Below are 17133 nucleotides of genomic sequence, written 5' to 3' on the forward strand. Positions count from 1 at the left end.
AGCCTTATTTTTGGTTATGGGCGCTTAATTGTTTTAAAAAGCGGTCTTGTTCCACCAACGCTTCCCTCGCTTCCCCAAGGGACACGGGGCAAAAACGGATCCGGTCGCCCGGCATCAACTGGGCGATCTTCGTGAAATCCGCACGAATCACCGTCGCAATTTGTGTGTAACCGCCGGTCGTCTGGCGATCTGCCAACAGAATAAAGGGCTGTCCGTCCGCCGGAACTTGAATGGATCCAAACGTGACCCCGGCGGATATGATATCCGCTCCGTTTTTGTGTTCCACCGGCTCACCCAAACATTGAAGGCCCATGCGGTTCATCCGGTGAGAACATTGGAATGTGGCGGAAGTAAACCGTTCTTTTCCTTTTTGGGTGAAGGCATCATCATGCGGACCGAAAACCACCCGGACTTTTTCCGGTTCTTTCTTTTTTTTCTTTCGGAACCACACCGGCGAAAGCCTTCGCCCCTTTAAAACCGAAGGATCCATCCTCTTTTCCCCCACTTTCAGCTTGTCCCCTTTTTTAAGAGCCCGTCCGCCGGTTCCGCCGATTCCGGCGATGAGATCCGTGGACGCACTCTTTAACACTTCGGGCACATCAATTCCTCCGGACACGGTGAGATAACAGCGGGCACCATCCGGTTTTCCTTTCAGGGAGAGCAGACTTCCTTCCGGCCACAAAAAGACGGTTCCAAGCGGCATGTCCTTCCCGTCCAGCTTGGCCGAAAAATCCGCCCCGGTCAGGGTGGCCGCCAATGTTTCATGCGCACGGAAAACCGCTCCGATCAGGTTCATCTCAATGCCGGGGGCATCGGGATGATTTCCGACCAACAAATTTCCGGTGTTTAACGAAAAACGGTCCACGGCCCCACCGACCGTCACGCCCCATGCCTGGTAACCCGTTCTTCCCCCGTCTTGCACCGTGGTCAAGAGTCCCGGATCCACCACTTCAATCATCCAAACGTTCCCCTGCCGGACGAAGCACAATCCCCTCGTCCTCCAATTGTTTGCGCAAACGGGATACGAAAAAAACCGCCCCCGGATGGTCGCCGTGCACACAGATTGTATCCGCTCTTAACGGAACAGCGGTTCCTTCGACCGTGGTCACCATTCCGTCTTTCACCATGGAAATCACTTGCCGGGCGGCTGAACGGATGTCATGGATCACGGCTTTCGGATGGCGGCGGGGGGTTAACGATCCGTCCGGCTGGTAAGTGCGGTCGGCAAATCCTTCTTCGGCCACTGTCAATCCGGCCCGTCGTCCGGCTTTGACCAGTTCGCTTCCGGACAGTGCAAACAAGATCAACTGCTTGTCCAAATCGCGGACGGCTTCGGCAATCGCCCGGGCCAGTTCGGGTTGGACGGTGGCAAGATTGTACAACGCTCCGTGGGGTTTCACATGTCTCACCCGAACCCCTTCCACATCGGCAAATGCTTTTAATGCCCCCACCTGATAAATCACCATATGGTACACCTCGTCTGCCGACATCTTCAACTCACGCCGCCCGAATCCCATCAAATCGGGAAATCCCGGATGCGCCCCCAGGGACACGCCGTATTGTTTGGCCAGTTTGACGCTGTGATACATGGTTTCCGGATCTCCGGCGTGATAACCGCAGGCCACGTTGCAGGAAGTAATCCACTTCATGATTTCTTCATCGTTTCCCAGACGGTAATGCCCGAAACTTTCCCCCAGATCACAATTTAAGTCAACGGATGCTTGACGATTCACTTCCCTTCCCTCCTTTGACATAACGAATTTCAACGGGAATTTCCCCATGATTGCATTTCTCTTTGATGGCGTGGTACACTGGCTCGTCAATGGGGACAAATTGCACCAGGTCCCCGGCGCGCAATAACGATGGAGGAGATTGATCCGGGAGAAACAAAGGCAGCGGCGTCCTGCCGATGATCCTCCAACCGCCCGGCACCTCCAGTGGATAAACGCCGGTTTGTTCGCCGGCAATCCCGACGGAACCGGCCGGAATTTTCGGGCGGGGCGAATCCCGCCTCGGCATCGCGATCCGGGAAGACATCCCTCCCAAATAAGCGAACCCCGGAACAAATCCGATCATATAGACAAGGTAAGTTCCGCCGGCATGAATCCGGATCACCTCTTTGGCATCCATCCGACAGAAGCGGGCCAGTTCCTCCAAATCGGGGCCAAATTCCCCTCCATAACAAACCGGGATTCCGATCATCCGCACCCGATCTTGCCCGTCGCCGGCGGATTCGGCGGAAAAATCCGCCAACTTTGATTGAAGTTCAAAAGAGGATAATAAAAATGGATCAAAATGAATGGTCACCCCTGTATACGAAGGAACCCATTCCACCACCCCGTTGATCTTTTGTTGCTCAAGCCATTTGCAAAAAGCCAGCACCTTCCGGTGAACGGCCGGATCAATCCGATCCCCCAGTTCAACAATCAGGGCTTGTTCTCCCAAGCATCGAAACCGGATCATGTTCCCCCTCCCTGACCAGTCTTCATCTGACTTCGTAATTTATTTTAATTTTAACATAATTTTACCTAAAATCTGATTATTCTTATCCTTATCTTTAAAATAAAAAAACCAATGTCGTCGGACATTGGTCAGTCTTCTTTTTGTCTATATTTAGTTTTCCCCAATCAGCGGGAGGTTGGCATCGGCATTTAAGGTTAAACCGGCCGTTTTCCCGTCCATCAGCTGATAGGTTCCCGCCGCAGCAATCATGGCCGCATTATCCGTACAAAGTTCCAACGGAGGCATTTGAAACCGGATGCCTTCTTGTCCGGCCCGCTCCTGCAAACGTTTCCGCAAGCCTTTGTTGGCCGAAACCCCGCCGGCGAGCAACAAATGTTTCGCTCCGGTTTGATGAACCGCCCGCATCGCCTTTTCAATCAACACCTCGAGCACCGCTTCCTGGAAGCTGGCCGCCAAATTGGCTTCATTGATTTCTTCCCCTCGTTGCTTGGCGTTGTTCACCAAATTCATGACAGCCGATTTCAACCCGCTAAAGCTGAAATCCAAAGAATCCGGTTCCAGCCAGGCCCGCGGCAGATCATATTCAGGCGTTCCCATTGCCGCCAGACGGTCGATGTGCGGCCCTCCCGGATAAGGGAGATTCATCAACCGCGCCACTTTGTCAAACGCTTCCCCGGCGGCGTCATCCCTTGTTTTTCCCAAAAGCTGAAACCGATTGTGTTCTTCCATGTAGATCAATTCCGTATGTCCGCCGGAGACCACTAGTGCGACCAACGGGAAGGAGAGCGGTTGCACCAGGTGATTGGCATAAATGTGCCCTGCAATATGGTGCACCGGGATCAACGGTTTTCCGGTGGCAAACGATAACGCTTTGGCTGCAGCCACCCCGATCAACAGCGCCCCGACCAACCCCGGGCCCTGGGTCACGGCAATCCCGTCCACTTCCTCCATGCTGACCTTGGCATCATGCAAAGCTTTTTCAATAATCAACGTGATCCGTTCCACATGGCGTCTGGAAGCCACTTCCGGCACCACGCCGCCAAATTTGCGGTGGATGTCCATCTGTGATGAAATCACATTGGATAACACAGTGGTTCCGTTTTCCACGACGGCGGCGGATGTTTCATCACAACTTGTCTCAATTCCCAGAATGATGGTCCTTCTGTTCTCGTTCATTTAATGTCACCCACATAATCATCGCATCTTCTTTATTGTCAGTATAATAGCCTTTTCGAATTCCCGAGCGGACAAATCCCAGTTTCTCATACATTTTTTTGGCCACTTCATTGGATACCCGCACTTCCAAGGTCATTTTTTCCGCACCCAATTTTTTCGCCAAATCCATCACATAACTCAACGTCGCTTCACCAATCCCTCTGCCCCGGTAATCCGGGTGAATGGCGATGTTGGTAATGTGCGCCTCATCCAAAATCAGCCAGAACCCGCAGTAGCCGATCACTTTCTCATCGTACGTGGCAACGGTGTAGTAAGCAAACTGGTTAAACATCAACTCATTATAAAACGCCTTGCGCGGCCAAGGGGTGGGAAATGAGCTTTTCTCCACCAATTCAATCTGCGGCAAATCCATGATTTCCATCGGACGAAAAGCCACCGGACCCAGCGATTGTTTAGCCATTCGCCCCTTCCTTCCGTTGTTTTTTTAACCAATTGGCCTCGGCTTCGGTCATCTGCAAATACTCCGGGGAGAAATCCGGTGGTTCCGGTTGTTCTTGCCGGCTCCATTTTTGATAAGCCAACCAGGCCAACGATGCCGGGCGGGGAATGTTCTCCTGCGGGGTGCCGAAACATGCCTGTTTGCCGAGCGTGGACCGGATTTCTTCTTCAAAGCGAACCACGTCATCCCCCAAAAACAAAACCGGTTCGCCGGATTCTTTCAATTGTTGTAACCAAGCATTCAAGGTAATCACTTGCTGGGGCAATTTTTCACGGATTTCATGGTTGTCCATCCGAAATGCCCCGGTATAAACCCTGCGCCGGCGCGCATCAAACATGGGAACCACCCATCCGCCAAAACGGGCACCGTTTAACGCCAACACCGCCAAGCTGGACGCACTGTAAAGCGGAATTTGTCTTGCCCAGGACATGGCCTTGGCGGTGGTCACTCCGATGCGAATGCCGGTGTAAGAACCCGGTCCCCGTGTCACCGCCAAATGGGTGAGATCATCCACGGCGAGATCCAGGTCATTTAACAGCTGCTCAATGGTGGGCATTAAGCGGACCGAATGGTTCTTGTGTAAATTGGTCACCGTCTCTCCCAAAATTTTTTGGTTTTCCAGATCCATCACGGCCACACCCATCACCAGCGTGGAGGTATCCATGGCGAGTAATTTCATCGGGCTGCCAACTCCTTCATCAATGAATTCCAACGCGAATCTTTGGATCGAATCCGGATGCTCCTCCGGTCCGGCTTTACCGTCAAAAACATCCACAACGTGGAATCCGGCAGGAGCGGCTTTACATGGGATGCCCATTCCACCAGACAAACCCCGTCCCCGTAAAAATACTCTTCCAATCCCAACTCTTCTTCCGGGGAATCAATGCGGTACACATCCATGTGATAAAGGGGAAGCGTTCCTTCATATTCTTTGATAATGGTAAAGGTCGGGCTGTCCACCGGTCCCGAAATCCCCAGCGCTTTGGCAATCCCTTGGGCAAGTGTCGTTTTGCCGGCTCCCAAATCCCCCTCCAGCGCAATGACATCCCCGGGTTTCAAATACCGTGCAATGGTTCGGGCCAATGCCTTCGTCTCTTCTTCGCTGAACGTGTCAACCGTGCATTCTTTTTCCACAAATATCACCTGTTTGCAAAATGATTGTAACCGGATTTCTCCACTTTCAACCTTTGTTTATCCACTATTTTTTCAACACCAGGTTCCCCGGATTCCACTTGTCCGATGGCAGCGATTTTCCAATTTCTTCTCTTTGCCTCCCATTCAAAAGCCTCCCAGTGCTGGAACGGAACGGTTCCCAACAATTGAAAATCCTCTCCTCCGCTCCATACCCACTGATACGGATCTTGCCCGGAACTTTCCGCATAAGAGAGCAAAGCCGGGGACAAAGGGATTTTGTCTTCTTCAATCACAATCTTGACGCCGCTGGCTTCGGCAATTTCCCAAGCTTCCCGCGCCAGCCCGTCACTGATGTCATTCAGGGACACGCGGCTGTAAAAAGGAGAATCCGAGAGCCAAGGTCCGATTTGCAGCGGGGGATCAGGGCGACGGTGCGCCTCAATCAACAGCTTCTCCCCGTCAGAAGCTGCCCGGTTCTTCAACAACAAATCCAATCCTGCCGCAGAATCCCCCAAAGTGCCCGTGACAAACAAAATATCCCCCGGTTTTGCCGCCGAACGCCGGAGCGCACGCCCTTTCTCCACTTCCCCCGTCAAGGTCAACGTGAGGGTCAAAGGTCCGTCGGTACGGGTCGTGTCCCCGCCGATCAGGGCCACTTTGATTTCTTCTGCATACGCATACAATCCCTCGTAAATTTGGAGCAATTCGTCTTCCTGCCATCCATCCGGAACCGATGCACTGATCAGGGCATAAACCGGCACCCCGCCCATCGCATTGATGTCACTTGCATTGACGGCAAGCAGTTTGCGCCCGATTTCCTTAAATGAAAGGGTATCCCTGCGAAAATGAACGGTTTCCACCATCGTATCACAAGTCAAGACCATGGAATTTCCGGAAAGAGGTTGGACAACCGCCGCATCATCCCCGATATCCACTTCGATGTGCCTGTCGGGAGTCGGACGCCGGCTCAACCAAGACCGAATGAGCGCAAATTCGTCTTGCACCTTGAATCTCTCCTTTGACGGTAAAAAAATAAGGATCGCAGCAGTCACCGCGATCCGTGTTTCTCATCTCTATTTTGGAGCGGGTGAAGGGAATCGAACCCTCGCATTCGGCTTGGAAGGCCGATGTTCTACCACTGAACTACACCCGCAAATATAAAAATGGTCGGGGTGACAGGATTTGAACCTGCGACCTCCTCGTCCCGAACGAGGCGCTCTGCCAAGCTGAGCCACACCCCGATATAAGAATTCTTTGCTTGGTGCGGTCGGCGAGACTCGAACTCGCACGGCCAAAGGGCCACTACCCCCTCAAGATAGCGTGTCTGCCAATTCCACCACGACCGCCCGGTTGACGTTTGGTGCGGGTGGAGGGAGTTGAACCCCCACGCCCGAAGGCGCTAGAACCTAAATCTAGTGCGTCTGCCAATTCCGCCACACCCGCATGACTGCTATTACGCACTGTCAGCTCTCATATCGACAAAAAACAGAATAACATGCTTTCGGGATAAAGTCAATAGAAAATTTATTTTTTATCGCATGTCCATTCATCATGAAAGCCTCCTCAGTGAAAACCCCACCAAGGAGGCCAAACACTGTGGTGAGCCATGAAGGACTCGAACCTTCGACACCCTGATTAAAAGTCAGGTGCTCTACCAACTGAGCTAATGGCTCAAATTTGAAATGGCTGGGGAAGCAGGATTCGAACCTGCGCATCACGGAGTCAAAGTCCGTTGCCTTACCGCTTGGCTATTCCCCATCAATGGGGCGACCGGTGGGAATCGAACCCACGAATGCCGGAGCCACAATCCGGTGCGTTAACCACTTCGCCACGGCCGCCACGCATAAAATTGGCGGAGCTGACGGGATTCGAACCCGCGATCTCCTGCGTGACAGGCAGGCATGTTAGGCCTCTACACCACAGCTCCGCATCATCATATTGAAATGGTGGACGCTGACGGGATCGAACCGCCGACCCTCTGCTTGTAAGGCAGATGCTCTCCCAGCTGAGCTAAGCGTCCGTTTTGGTGACCCGTAGGGGATTCGAACCCCTGCATGCCAGCGTGAAAGGCTGGTGTGTTAAACCGCTTCACCAACGGGCCACGTGAATGGCGGAGAGAGAGGGATTCGAACCCTCGCGGGGCCAGTAAGACCCCCTAACGGTTTAGCAAACCGTCCTCTTCAGCCACTTGAGTATCTCTCCGCGTGGCTCCTCAGGCAGGACTCGAACCTGCAACCTACCGGTTAACAGCCGGGCGCTCTACCATTGAGCTACTGAGGATCATCAACAAGAGACGGATTGTATTATATCAAATCCCCAGCCAAATGGCAAGAGATTTTTTTATTTTTCTTTCGTCCTCATCAGTGACAATTAATAAATTACCACGCTCCACATCTTTCGTCAAGAGTTTTTTTAAAAAAATAATTTTTATTTTACAGCCCTCCTGCTTTCGCAAGAGGGCCTTTGTTGCCATCAGTCATCACTGCTTAAGATCGACAAAAGGTTTTTAAAGATGATGATAAAATCAAGGTACAACATCAGCGCGCCGAAAATGGCCAATTTGGTTGCCGTTTTTTCATCATATGCCCTTTCGCTCATTCTTTTGATGTTTTGAATGTCATAAGCCGTGACAATACAAAAGACCAAAACCAAGAGATAAGAAATCACCAGTTCCACAACGGAGCTTTTCAGGAAGAACAAATTGACCAGTGACGCCAAAACGAGGCCGATCGCCGCCATAATGGCAATAGAACCGATTTTGGTCAAATTGATTTTGGTCACATAACCGATGAACGCAAACAAACCAAACATCCCGGCCGCAATGAGAAATGCCGTCCCGACCAGGGCCAAACCAAACTGCGCCAGGATCAATGTGAAGGTAACCCCGTTTAAAGCGGCATAGAGAAAGAAAGCGAAGGTGGCCATAAACGGAGTCAGCTTGTGAAGAAGCGCAGACAATCCGAACACCACAATTAATTCGGCAATCAAAATCCCCCAGAAAACTCCGGGAGTGGAAGCCAAAAAGAACGGCACATCCGGATTGCTGTACAAAGCCATCGCGATAATCGCGGTCATGGACAAACCGGCAAACATCCAGGAAAACACACGTTGCATCAACCGTTGTTGAATTTGTACCGCAGTGGTTTCATTCATACCGGGAAAACGGGTTTGTTCCACGGAAATCCCCCTCATCTTGATCTTTATCAAAAAATTAGTATATTTCCAATCCCCCATAAAATCAAGCCGGCTTCCCCGGCAAAGAAAGCAAGGATCCCGTTCTTTCCCGTCAGGATTTACCGGATCACCCCGATTTCCCGCAATTGCTCCCGGGTCTTTTCGGTTCCCAATTGGTAAATCATTTGGTAGATCCTGTTGATTTCTCTGTCTTCTTCCGCATTTTCCGCCGCTTCATTATCCAAAAACGGAACATGGGCTTTGGCGAAAAACTGCAACTCCGTTTCCTGGGCCTCGGCAAATAACTTTTCCAACTGCTCAACCTCTTGCGGGGTGGCTTCAATCTCATATTGGAAAACAGGGCTGTTTTCATCTTTTTGTGCCTGTATTTCGCCCGTGTGCGTTCCGAACTCAAGCGATACATAGTATTTTCTTTTTTCCTGCTCCACCTGATCACCTCCTCTCTTTTTCACTGTTTCCTTTTCTCTAAACATTGATGCACCCAAACTCTCCATTCTCAGTTTCATCCTTCTGTGAGAAAATAAGGATATGCGAAAATCAAAGGAGGAACATCAGGAAAGTGGACCAGCAACGATACTCCAGACAAATTCTTTTTGCCCCGATCGGTGAAGAAGGACAAAAAAAATTGTCCCAAGCCCGGGTGGCCGTCGTGGGAATGGGGGCGCTCGGCACCGCCCTTTCCAACCACATGGCCCGGGCCGGCGTCAAATTCTTGCGCCTGATCGACAGGGATTTTGTCGAAGCGAGCAATTTACAACGGCAAATGCTTTATGACGAAACCGATTCCCGGCAACATTTGCCGAAAGTGATCGCTGCCAAAAACAAATTGCAAGCCATCCGTTCCGATCTTGAACTGGAAGCGCACATCGCCGATCTGACCTGGCGCAATGCGGAAGAATTGTTGTCCGATGTGGACCTGATTTTGGACGGAACGGATAACTTTCACGTGCGTTATCTCATCAATGACTTGAGCATCAAACATCAAATCCCCTGGATCTACGGAGGCGTCGTCGGTTCCCGGGGAATGTCCTTTACGATCCGGCCGGGAAAAACGCCTTGCTTGCGTTGCCTCTTTCCGGAAACGCCTGCTCCGGGAGCCGCGGAAACTTGTGACACCGCTGGCGTCATCGGTCCGGCCGTGCAAGTGATTACCGCTTTTCAAGGGGCGGAAGCGATCAAACTGTTGACCGGAAATGAAGAGGCTTGCGAAACGCACCTGCGCCATATCGACTTGTGGTCCAACCATTTTCAATCCTTGGATGTCAGCCATCAAAAAGACGAAGACTGCCCGGCATGCGGCCGCAAACAATGGGATTTCCTTCATCCGGCCCGCAAAGGCCCGCAAGAAGTATCCATGTGCGGAAGACAGTCGGTGCAAATCACGCTTTCCCAACCTCTGGATCTGGACATTCTGGAAAGCCGGCTGCAAAAAGTGGGAAAGACCAACAGAAATCCCTTTTTGTTAAAAGCAGATCTGTCTGAAGACGGGCACGAATTGGCCATCTTTCCGGACGGGCGCATCTTGGTGCAAGGAACCACGGACATTCAGACGGCCAAAGCGGTGGTCGCCCGTTATGTGGGCATTTAAAAAAGGAGCGGATGGATGCCGCTCCTTATTTTTTATCCACTATCTCGACATTCCCCAGCTTTTCCATCACCCGGATCAATGATTGGGTCCCGTCCTCATTTCCTCCATAGGCTTGGACCGAACGGAGAAGTTGTTGAACCACGGCCGTCCCCGGAAGGGGCAATGCCATTTTTTCCGCTTCCTCCAAAACAATCCGCAAATCTTTTTGCTGGAACCGGACCGTGAATCCGGGCGAGAGATCCCCTTTGATCAACCGGGGACCGTAATTGGACAAAGCCCAGGATCCAGCGGCCCCCCGGGTCGTCACCTCCAACATTTTTTCCAAATCCACCCCGGACTTTTTGGCAAACGCAAACGCTTCAACCATGGCCAGCAAGTTCAATCCGCACAAAATCTGGTTGCAGGCTTTGACGGTTTGCCCGGCACCCACGGGCCCGCAATGGGTGATGGAAGACCCCATCGCTTGAAAAACCGGCATCACCCGCTTTACATCTTCTTTTTCTCCGCCAACCATGATCGATAACGTCCCGTTTTTCGCCCCGGTGTCCCCGCCGCTGACGGGGGCATCCATCATGATGATGCCTTTCTTTTTGGCCCGTTCGGCAAAGTCCCGGGTGGCATCGGGAGAGATGGTGCTCATATCGATCCAATAAGTCCCCGGCCGGGCCCCGTGAATCAATCCGTTTTCCCCTTCCGCCACTTGCCGCACGTCATCGGTGTCCCCGACCATGGTGATCACCAAATGGCAGGTTTTGGACAGCTCTTTGGGAGAAGAAGCGGTTTTTGCCCCCCATTTTTCAGCTTCTTTCACTTTGGACTCCGTCCGGTTCCACACCGTAACGTCAAACCCTGCGCGGTAAAGGTTATAAGCCATTGACCGTCCCATGATCCCCAAACCGATAAAACCGATTTTCCACGATTGATCCATCATCCTCTTCCTTTCTTCGAACCAATATTCACACTTTTTATCTTACAAAATCCGTCCGGGAAGCGGAGCACATCGACCTCATTTTTACATATGTATAAATAAAAGTTTTTTTAGGGGGACCGGAAACAATGCCTAAGTGGCTGATCAAGCAACTCATGCAAGCTTTTTTCAACAAAGACCGCCGGCAAATTATTTTTTTAAACCAATGTTGGTTTGAATACCACAAGCAAGGAAAAATCCGGCTTGATTCGCCACAAGCCTGATTTTTAAAAAAAGCGCCCGCAACCGGGCACTTTTTTCAGCTTAAGGGAACCATGCTCAATCCGACTCTTTCCCGTTCAATATCCACTTCGGTCACCCACACGTCCACAATGTCACCGACCGTGACGACATCCATCGGGTTTTTCACATACTTTTCACTCATTCTCGAGATATGAACCAAACCGTCATTTTTCAGCCCGATATCCACAAAGGCGCCAAAGTCCACAACGTTCCGGACCGTTCCTTTCAAATGCATGCCGGGACTGAGGTCTTCCAGCTTCAACACATCCGAACGGAGAAGCGGTTTCGGCATTTCATCGCGGGGATCCCGACCCGGACGCAACAAAGCTTCAATGATATCCTTTAATGTGGGAACCCCGCAGCCTAACTCAGCGGCCGTTTTTTCGACATCCACTTTTTTTAACATTTCTTTGCATTCATCGGTACCGATTTGTTCCGGCTTTAATCCCGACAGGTTCAAAAGACCTTCTGCAATATGGTAAGACTCGGGGTGAATCGGGGTTTGATCCAGCGGGTTGCTCCCGTCATGAATGCGTAAAAACCCGATGCATTGCTCATATGTTTTGACCCCCAGGCGGGGAACGTCTTTCAACTCGGTGCGATCCATGAAACGGCCTTTTTCTTCTCTTTGTTTCACAATATTTTTGGCAACCGACGTACTGATCCCGGATACATATTGCAAAAGTGACGGGGAAGCGGTGTTGACATCCACCCCCACATAGTTCACGACCGATTCCACCACATTGGTCAAACTGCGGCTCAACTCTTTTTGCGAAACATCATGTTGGTATTGTCCCACGCCCACCGATTTCGGGTCGATTTTCACCAATTCCGCCAAGGGATCTTGAAAGCGGCGGGCAATGGAGACCGCGCTGCGCCGGGCGGCATCCAAATCCGGAAACTCTTCTTTGGCCAATTTGGATGCCGAGTAAACACTTGCTCCCGCTTCATTGACAATCACATAATAAACCGGGCGCGGTGCTTCTTGAATCACTTGGGCGACAAAAGCCTCCGTTTCGCGGGATGCCGTTCCGTTTCCAATGGTAATGACTTCAATCGGATACCGGTCAATCAGCGCCAACACCGTGGCTTTGGCTTCTTCCACCTTTTCCTGGGGCTTGGTCGGGTAGATCACGCCGACTTCGAGCATTTTTCCCGTTTCATCCACCACCGCCCATTTGCAACCGGTACGGTAAGCCGGATCGATCCCCAATACCGTTTTTCCGCGGACCGGCGGCTGCAACAATAAATGCCTCAGGTTTTCGGAAAAAATCTGAATGGCGTGTTCTTCCGCTTCCTCCGTCATCCGGGAACGCACTTCCCGCTCGATGGACGGGGCAATCAGCCGCTTGTAGCTGTCTTGAATCACCGATTCTAAAAAAGGATGGACCGGAATGGAAAACCACCGGGCCAACCGCTCATAAATTTTTTCTTCGTCCACGGTGATCTTGATTTTGAGGATTTCTTCGCGTTCTCCCCGGTTTACCGCCAAGATCCGGTGGGACGGCATCTTATGTACAGGCTCCGAATAATCATAATACATTTCATAAACGGACCGGGTTTCTTTATCTTTGGCGGCGGAAACCAGAATGCCCGTCTTCCAGGTGAATTCGCGCACCCATTTGCGGATCTCCGCATCCTCGGACAATTCCTCCGCCAAAATGTCCATCGCTCCCTGCAACGCTTTTTCTTTTGAATCAATTTCCTTTTCCTCATTGATAAATTGAAGCGCGGCTTCTTCAATCGCAGAAGGATCGGTCGTCTCCGCCATGATGCGCGCCAGAGGTTCCAGCCCTTTTTCACGGGCAATGGACGCTCTGGTTTTTCGCTTCGGCCGATAGGGAAGATACAAATCCTCCACTTCCTGCAACTTGGTCGCCTGCTCAATTTTTTGCCGCAACTCTTCGGTCAACTTTCCTTGTTCGTCAATGAGGCGGATCACTTCTTCTTTGCGGGTGGCAAGTTGCGTTAAATAATGATATCTTTCTTCAATCTGCCGTAATTGTTCTTCGTCCAGTTCCCGGGTCTTCTCTTTGCGGTAACGGGCAATGAAAGGAATGGTGTTTCCTTCTTCCATCAATTGGACAGCAGCTTGCACCTGTTCTGTCAAAATCCCCATCTCTTTGGCGATCAGGGAAAACATTCGTTGTTGATCCATAACTTCTATCACCTGCTTTCTTCCTCTCAAACAAAACCGAGCATTTACGGCCCAACTTTATTTATTGTAACGAAAATGCAACCGGACCGGTCCGCAGCCTGGAACAAAAGATGGAAGATTCGTTGACAAAACAATAAAACGATTTCTCCGGCCCCTGCGGAAATACCTGCCTCAACGGCGGACGACCCCTCCGGGTTTCTTGCCACCCCCGGATAAAATCCATAAAATCCGCCTTCTCCTTCCGGAAAGCCCGATAACGCAAAAACGGCTTCATATGGTTTGGCAAGTCCCATATAAAGCCGTGGCATTGTTTTTTGATCCGGGAATTATTCTTTTGAAGCGCTGTAATCGTTAAAATAAGCGACATTGTCCGAAGCCGTGTCTCCGGAAGATTTTCTCCGGTTGGCATGGAACCAGAGTTTATCCCCGTTGGCAATTCCGACCCCCTCAATCTCGAAAAGATCCGGATATTGACCGGACGTGATGCGGAAAGACAGATCATCATCGGCATGGATCGTGCCGGAAGCCGTGGAGATATTCCGGTAAACGAGGATGATGCTGACGTTCTTGTATTTTTCCACCGTATTGCCAGTCAAAGGGAAATATAATGTATTGTTGTAATAACCGATTCCCTGAGTGGCGAATTCCGTGATTTCTGTAGGGACGGGCTGATGATTGACCAACGCATCTTTAATATTTATTTGAAAAGCCTTGGTCACGTTGATCGTGCCGCTGGTTGCATTCAAAGGAAGTGAACCCCGGTAAAAAGTGGTTCCGGATTTAAAGAGAAAGTGGATGTTGTCGGCATCTTTTCCGGTGATCGCCACTCCCGACATCGCTTTATTTTCGCCATTGTATTTGATGGTGTAGTTTCCGGCTTTATAATACTTCGTCCCTTCATACTTCAGTTTCACCAGACTCATACTGCCGGCTTTCATGGTGACAACAAACATATAATAATTTCCGTTGTTGCTGTGAAGGGCAATGTCATTGGCGTGGCCAAGGTAGTTTGCATAAGTGGTTCCGTTATCCCCGTTCGTCATGAGTGTCGTGGTTCCGTCACTCATTCTCGTCCGGTAAATCACCGCCTTGGTTTCATCATTGTTGATTTTGATGGAATAGGTGTAAGTCGATCCCACGGCAAATCCTTGCGCGGCGTAACAACTGTTGGCATTGCCGAGAAGCGAAACGGTGGTATACGTGTTGTAATAAGCAGCCCCGGCCGTGTCCGGAAGCAGGATCGAAACGCACAAGGTAATCACCACAAACATCAGAAAACGCTTCATCTTTCCTGTTTTCATAAAGACCCCCCTTATGAATAATATTCTATGCATTTCTCTAATTCCTCTTTATATTCAAAATAAACAAACGATATTTACTCTGCAGGAAGACGAATATGAAACCGGATCATCCCCTCCCTTTGACAGGCTTGAATCGTTCCTTGATGCATTTCCACAATCCGCTTCACGATTGCCAACCCCAATCCCGATCCGCCTTTGGACCTGGAGGGATCCCCCGTGACAAACATCCCGAACAGTTGTTGAAACGTGTCCGGATCGACCGGTTCAGCCGGATTCCCGATTTCGATCACCGCTTTCTTTTCTTGTTGATGTGTCATGATTTCCAAAAACCCCGGCCTCTTTGCATAGCGAACGGCATTTTGAATGAGATTGTCAAACAACCGCACCATCAAAAGCGGATCTCCTTTGACTCGCAGTTCCCCGTTGCATAACATCTTTTTTATTTCCAAGTCATTCTGCTCCCTCAACATGAATGATTCTTCCAATAACTGTTCCAACAAAGTATTTAAGGATATGGTTTCTTTTTGGATTTGGATTTGATCATGCGTCAACCTGGCATAATCAAACAAGTCATCGATCATTTGTTTCATCTTTTCAGCTTTTGAAAGGGCGATCTTAACAGATGAAACCAATTCTTCTTTTTTCATGTCTGAATGGTCCTGCACGAATCTCAAATAGCCGATGACAGAAGTCAGAGGAGTCCGAAGGTCATGGGAAATGCCGGTGATGAGTCCGGTGCGTTCCCGCTCCGCTTTTTGTTCTTGCTCCCGGTTTTTTTCCAATTGTTCCGCCATCCGGTTCACATGAACCGCCATCGAGGCAATTTCATCCCGTCCCGTCTCTTGCAAACGACAGCTGAAGTTCCCTGCTGCAATCTCATTCATTCCTTGAACAACCATTTTTATCTGCTTTAATTTCTTATTTGTCAGAAGGAAATAAACCATGATGAAGATAAGAACAGCGGTAAGCGACGTCAGGACAGAATTAACTCTTTGATAAGCCCCGGTGACCGGACGATCCTTCTTGCCGGCAATAAAATAAACATCCTTATTCTTTAACGAAAAAGGGTACAATGCAACAATTTCTCTTGATCCCGAGTCATGACGGACGGCTTCTTCTTGTCGGGCCATCTTCATCTGTATTTGATAAAGATCCACTTTGGTTTCCGAAACATTTCCCGAATGATAAAGAACATCCCCTTCCTTGCTTACAATCATCAGCTTCATGCCTGTTTTTTTCATTTGCCGGTTTAAGGAATGATTGATTTCATCCGGTTGCATTTGTTGAATGACGGGAGCCAAACCTTTGATTCTTTGTTGTAATCCAAAGTTAGACGGATAAGTATAATAGGGTTCAGTCGTATAAAAAATATATTTTGTGAATCCAAATGAAAGCCATGCACAAACCGCGCTTATCAGGACCATCCCGACCATTTGGATCCTGAAACTGCCCGCAATCCTTTGGTACAAATATAGAAAAGCTTGAGGGATCCACTTTTTAACCACGGGAATCCCGGGCCGGTGATGACTGAACTTTATAACCAACCCCCCATACTGTTTGAATCACCATTGGCCGTTTGGGATCCAGTTCAACCTTTTCCCGAATCTTTCGAATATGAACCATAATGGTGTTATTGGATGTCAACATCGGTTCATTCCATACCCTTTCATAAATTTGTTCAGCGGTAAAAACCACTCCGGGATGGCGGGCCAGCAAAACCAAGATATCAAATTCTCTGGGGGTGAGCCGGACTTCTTTTTCATTGGCAAAAACTTGTCTTGAAAGCAGATGGATGGTCAGATGCTGAACCGTAATCACATCATCTTGACGGAAACTTTTCGTATCAAAATGAAGATACCTTCGCAAATGAGCTTTGATCCGGGCCACCAGCTCCAATGGATTGAAAGGTTTGGTCACATAATCGTCGGCCCCGATACTCAACCCCTGAATTTTATCCAAGTCATTCGTTTTCGCAGTCAGCATGATAATCGGCATCCAGTATTTTTCCCGTATGCGGATACAGGCTTCCAACCCGTCCATTTCCGGCATCATCAAGTCCAACACCATTAAGTCAATGGCATGGGAATCGGCCAACTGCAATGCTTCCTTTCCATTGGTCGCCTGTAAAATGCGATATCCTTCGTTGTGTAAATAAAGTTGCATGAACTGTCGGATTTCTTGATCATCATCGACGAGCAGAATCACCGGTTGATCATTTCTCATCGTGTTTTTCCAACCGCCTTTTTCTTTGAGTTTGAACCATCCAAGTGTCAAGTGCCAAAAAAACAGCACAGCGCTTGCAGGAAGAGATGAAACTTTCCATGAACACCCCCTCAAACAGGGCATCATCTGTCGAGGAAAACCGTTCCCCGCATTCTGTCAGATCCTTTTTCCAACGGCCCCCAAATT

The 17133-nt window shown here is 49.9% G+C and carries 18 protein-coding genes and 12 tRNA genes; 2 read left to right on the forward strand and 28 right to left on the reverse strand.

From position 1 onward, the window contains the following. Positions 1-4 precede the first annotated feature (4 nt). The 23 genes from ATH33_RS12740 to ATH33_RS12845 all read right to left on the reverse strand — a co-directional run bounded on the left by ATH33_RS12740 (position 5) and on the right by ATH33_RS12845 (position 8895). Positions 5-958, reverse strand: coding sequence for a 5-oxoprolinase subunit C family protein (locus ATH33_RS12740; RefSeq protein ID WP_062843375.1), 954 nt, complete (start codon positions 956-958; stop codon positions 5-7). Next, the gene (locus ATH33_RS12745) at positions 951-1754 is read right to left on the reverse strand and encodes a LamB/YcsF family protein (protein ID WP_052186916.1); all 804 of its coding nucleotides are present in this window, start codon (positions 1752-1754) and stop codon (positions 951-953) included. The genes ATH33_RS12740 and ATH33_RS12745 overlap by 8 nt, the downstream gene beginning before the upstream one ends. Beyond that, positions 1711-2463: a 5-oxoprolinase subunit PxpB gene (gene pxpB, locus ATH33_RS12750; RefSeq protein ID WP_069201568.1), complete on the reverse strand. Its 753-nt coding sequence runs from the start codon at positions 2461-2463 to the stop codon at positions 1711-1713. The genes ATH33_RS12745 and pxpB overlap by 44 nt, the downstream gene beginning before the upstream one ends. 150 nt (positions 2464-2613) lie before the next feature. Then, positions 2614-3639: a tRNA (adenosine(37)-N6)-threonylcarbamoyltransferase complex transferase subunit TsaD gene (tsaD, locus tag ATH33_RS12755; protein ID WP_062843376.1), complete on the reverse strand. Its 1026-nt coding sequence runs from the start codon at positions 3637-3639 to the stop codon at positions 2614-2616. Next, positions 3602-4099 carry a ribosomal protein S18-alanine N-acetyltransferase gene (gene rimI / locus ATH33_RS12760; protein ID WP_037998146.1) on the reverse strand — a complete coding sequence of 166 codons (498 nt, stop codon included), beginning with the start codon at positions 4097-4099 and terminating at the stop codon, positions 3602-3604. The genes tsaD and rimI overlap by 38 nt, the downstream gene beginning before the upstream one ends. Further along, positions 4092-4817, reverse strand: coding sequence for a tRNA (adenosine(37)-N6)-threonylcarbamoyltransferase complex dimerization subunit type 1 TsaB (gene tsaB, locus ATH33_RS12765; protein WP_037998144.1), 726 nt, complete (start codon positions 4815-4817; stop codon positions 4092-4094). The genes rimI and tsaB overlap by 8 nt, the downstream gene beginning before the upstream one ends. Continuing rightward, positions 4814-5272, reverse strand: coding sequence for a tRNA (adenosine(37)-N6)-threonylcarbamoyltransferase complex ATPase subunit type 1 TsaE (gene tsaE, locus ATH33_RS12770; RefSeq protein ID WP_037998151.1), 459 nt, complete (start codon positions 5270-5272; stop codon positions 4814-4816). The genes tsaB and tsaE overlap by 4 nt, the downstream gene beginning before the upstream one ends. A gap of 5 nt (positions 5273-5277) precedes the next feature. Beyond that, a complete protein-coding gene (gene thiL / locus ATH33_RS12775; RefSeq protein WP_037998141.1) occupies positions 5278-6276 on the reverse strand; it encodes a thiamine-phosphate kinase in 999 nt (332 codons plus the stop codon). Positions 6277-6351: 75 nt separating this feature from the next. Further along, a tRNA-Gly gene (locus tag ATH33_RS12780) sits at positions 6352-6425 on the reverse strand. An 11-nt stretch (positions 6426-6436) separates the two neighbouring features. Beyond that, positions 6437-6513 (reverse strand) — tRNA-Pro (locus tag ATH33_RS12785). 18 nt (positions 6514-6531) lie between these two features. After that, a tRNA-Leu gene (locus ATH33_RS12790) sits at positions 6532-6618 on the reverse strand. A gap of 12 nt (positions 6619-6630) precedes the next feature. Continuing rightward, positions 6631-6715: transfer RNA gene (locus ATH33_RS12795), tRNA-Leu, on the reverse strand. A 154-nt stretch (positions 6716-6869) separates the two neighbouring features. Beyond that, positions 6870-6945, reverse strand: a tRNA-Lys gene (locus ATH33_RS12800). A 10-nt stretch (positions 6946-6955) separates the two neighbouring features. Beyond that, positions 6956-7030, reverse strand: a tRNA-Gln gene (locus ATH33_RS12805). A gap of 4 nt (positions 7031-7034) precedes the next feature. Beyond that, positions 7035-7110 (reverse strand) — tRNA-His (locus ATH33_RS12810). A gap of 12 nt (positions 7111-7122) precedes the next feature. Next, positions 7123-7199, reverse strand: a tRNA-Asp gene (locus tag ATH33_RS12815). Positions 7200-7216: 17 nt separating this feature from the next. Beyond that, positions 7217-7292 (reverse strand) — tRNA-Val (locus ATH33_RS12820). 4 nt (positions 7293-7296) lie between these two features. Further along, a tRNA-Glu gene (locus ATH33_RS12825) sits at positions 7297-7373 on the reverse strand. A 7-nt stretch (positions 7374-7380) separates the two neighbouring features. Beyond that, positions 7381-7474 (reverse strand) — tRNA-Ser (locus ATH33_RS12830). Positions 7475-7477: 3 nt separating this feature from the next. Further along, a tRNA-Asn gene (locus ATH33_RS12835) sits at positions 7478-7552 on the reverse strand. A gap of 28 nt (positions 7553-7580) precedes the next feature. Next, positions 7581-7745, reverse strand: coding sequence for a hypothetical protein (locus ATH33_RS13655; protein WP_170151267.1), 165 nt, complete (start codon positions 7743-7745; stop codon positions 7581-7583). After that, the gene (locus ATH33_RS12840; RefSeq protein WP_231564650.1) at positions 7745-8449 is read right to left on the reverse strand and encodes a Bax inhibitor-1/YccA family protein; all 705 of its coding nucleotides are present in this window, start codon (positions 8447-8449) and stop codon (positions 7745-7747) included. Before ATH33_RS12840 ends, ATH33_RS13655 begins: the two co-directional genes overlap by 1 nt. Positions 8450-8565: 116 nt before the next feature. After that, positions 8566-8895 (reverse strand): hypothetical protein, encoded by a 330-nt coding sequence (locus tag ATH33_RS12845; protein WP_037998138.1) that lies wholly within the window; start codon positions 8893-8895, stop codon positions 8566-8568. A 131-nt stretch (positions 8896-9026) separates the two neighbouring features. On the opposite strand from ATH33_RS12845, the gene ATH33_RS12850 reads away from it, so the two are divergent. Next, on the forward strand, positions 9027-10055 hold the full coding sequence (locus ATH33_RS12850; RefSeq protein WP_062843377.1) for a ThiF family adenylyltransferase: 1029 nt from the start codon (positions 9027-9029) through the stop codon (positions 10053-10055). Between the two features lie 25 nt (positions 10056-10080). Here ATH33_RS12850 and ATH33_RS12855 read toward each other — a convergent pair whose 3' ends face one another. Continuing rightward, positions 10081-10983 (reverse strand): NAD(P)-dependent oxidoreductase, encoded by a 903-nt coding sequence (locus ATH33_RS12855; protein WP_062843378.1) that lies wholly within the window; start codon positions 10981-10983, stop codon positions 10081-10083. A 128-nt stretch (positions 10984-11111) separates the two neighbouring features. Here ATH33_RS12855 and cmpA point away from each other — a divergent pair, with 128 nt between their 5' ends. Beyond that, the gene (gene cmpA / locus ATH33_RS12860; RefSeq protein ID WP_121874494.1) at positions 11112-11246 is read left to right on the forward strand and encodes a cortex morphogenetic protein CmpA; all 135 of its coding nucleotides are present in this window, start codon (positions 11112-11114) and stop codon (positions 11244-11246) included. A 35-nt stretch (positions 11247-11281) separates the two neighbouring features. Here cmpA and ATH33_RS12865 read toward each other — a convergent pair whose 3' ends face one another. From ATH33_RS12865 to ATH33_RS12885, 4 genes are all read right to left on the reverse strand, one after another. Next, positions 11282-13423: a Tex family protein gene (locus ATH33_RS12865; protein WP_121874495.1), complete on the reverse strand. Its 2142-nt coding sequence runs from the start codon at positions 13421-13423 to the stop codon at positions 11282-11284. A 326-nt stretch (positions 13424-13749) separates the two neighbouring features. Next, positions 13750-14724 carry a hypothetical protein gene (locus ATH33_RS12875; protein ID WP_231855205.1) on the reverse strand — a complete coding sequence of 325 codons (975 nt, stop codon included), beginning with the start codon at positions 14722-14724 and terminating at the stop codon, positions 13750-13752. Positions 14725-14798: 74 nt separating this feature from the next. Next, positions 14799-16025 carry a HAMP domain-containing sensor histidine kinase gene (locus ATH33_RS12880; RefSeq protein ID WP_170151268.1) on the reverse strand — a complete coding sequence of 409 codons (1227 nt, stop codon included), beginning with the start codon at positions 16023-16025 and terminating at the stop codon, positions 14799-14801. A gap of 196 nt (positions 16026-16221) precedes the next feature. Continuing rightward, entirely contained in the window at positions 16222-16947 is a 726-nt protein-coding gene (locus ATH33_RS12885) for a response regulator transcription factor (RefSeq protein ID WP_037998069.1), read from the reverse strand. Between the last annotated feature and the right edge of the window lie 186 nt (positions 16948-17133).

It is taken from the genome of Thermoactinomyces vulgaris (assembly GCF_003688725.1).
Taxonomy (GTDB): Bacteria; Bacillota; Bacilli; order Thermoactinomycetales; family Thermoactinomycetaceae; genus Thermoactinomyces; species Thermoactinomyces vulgaris.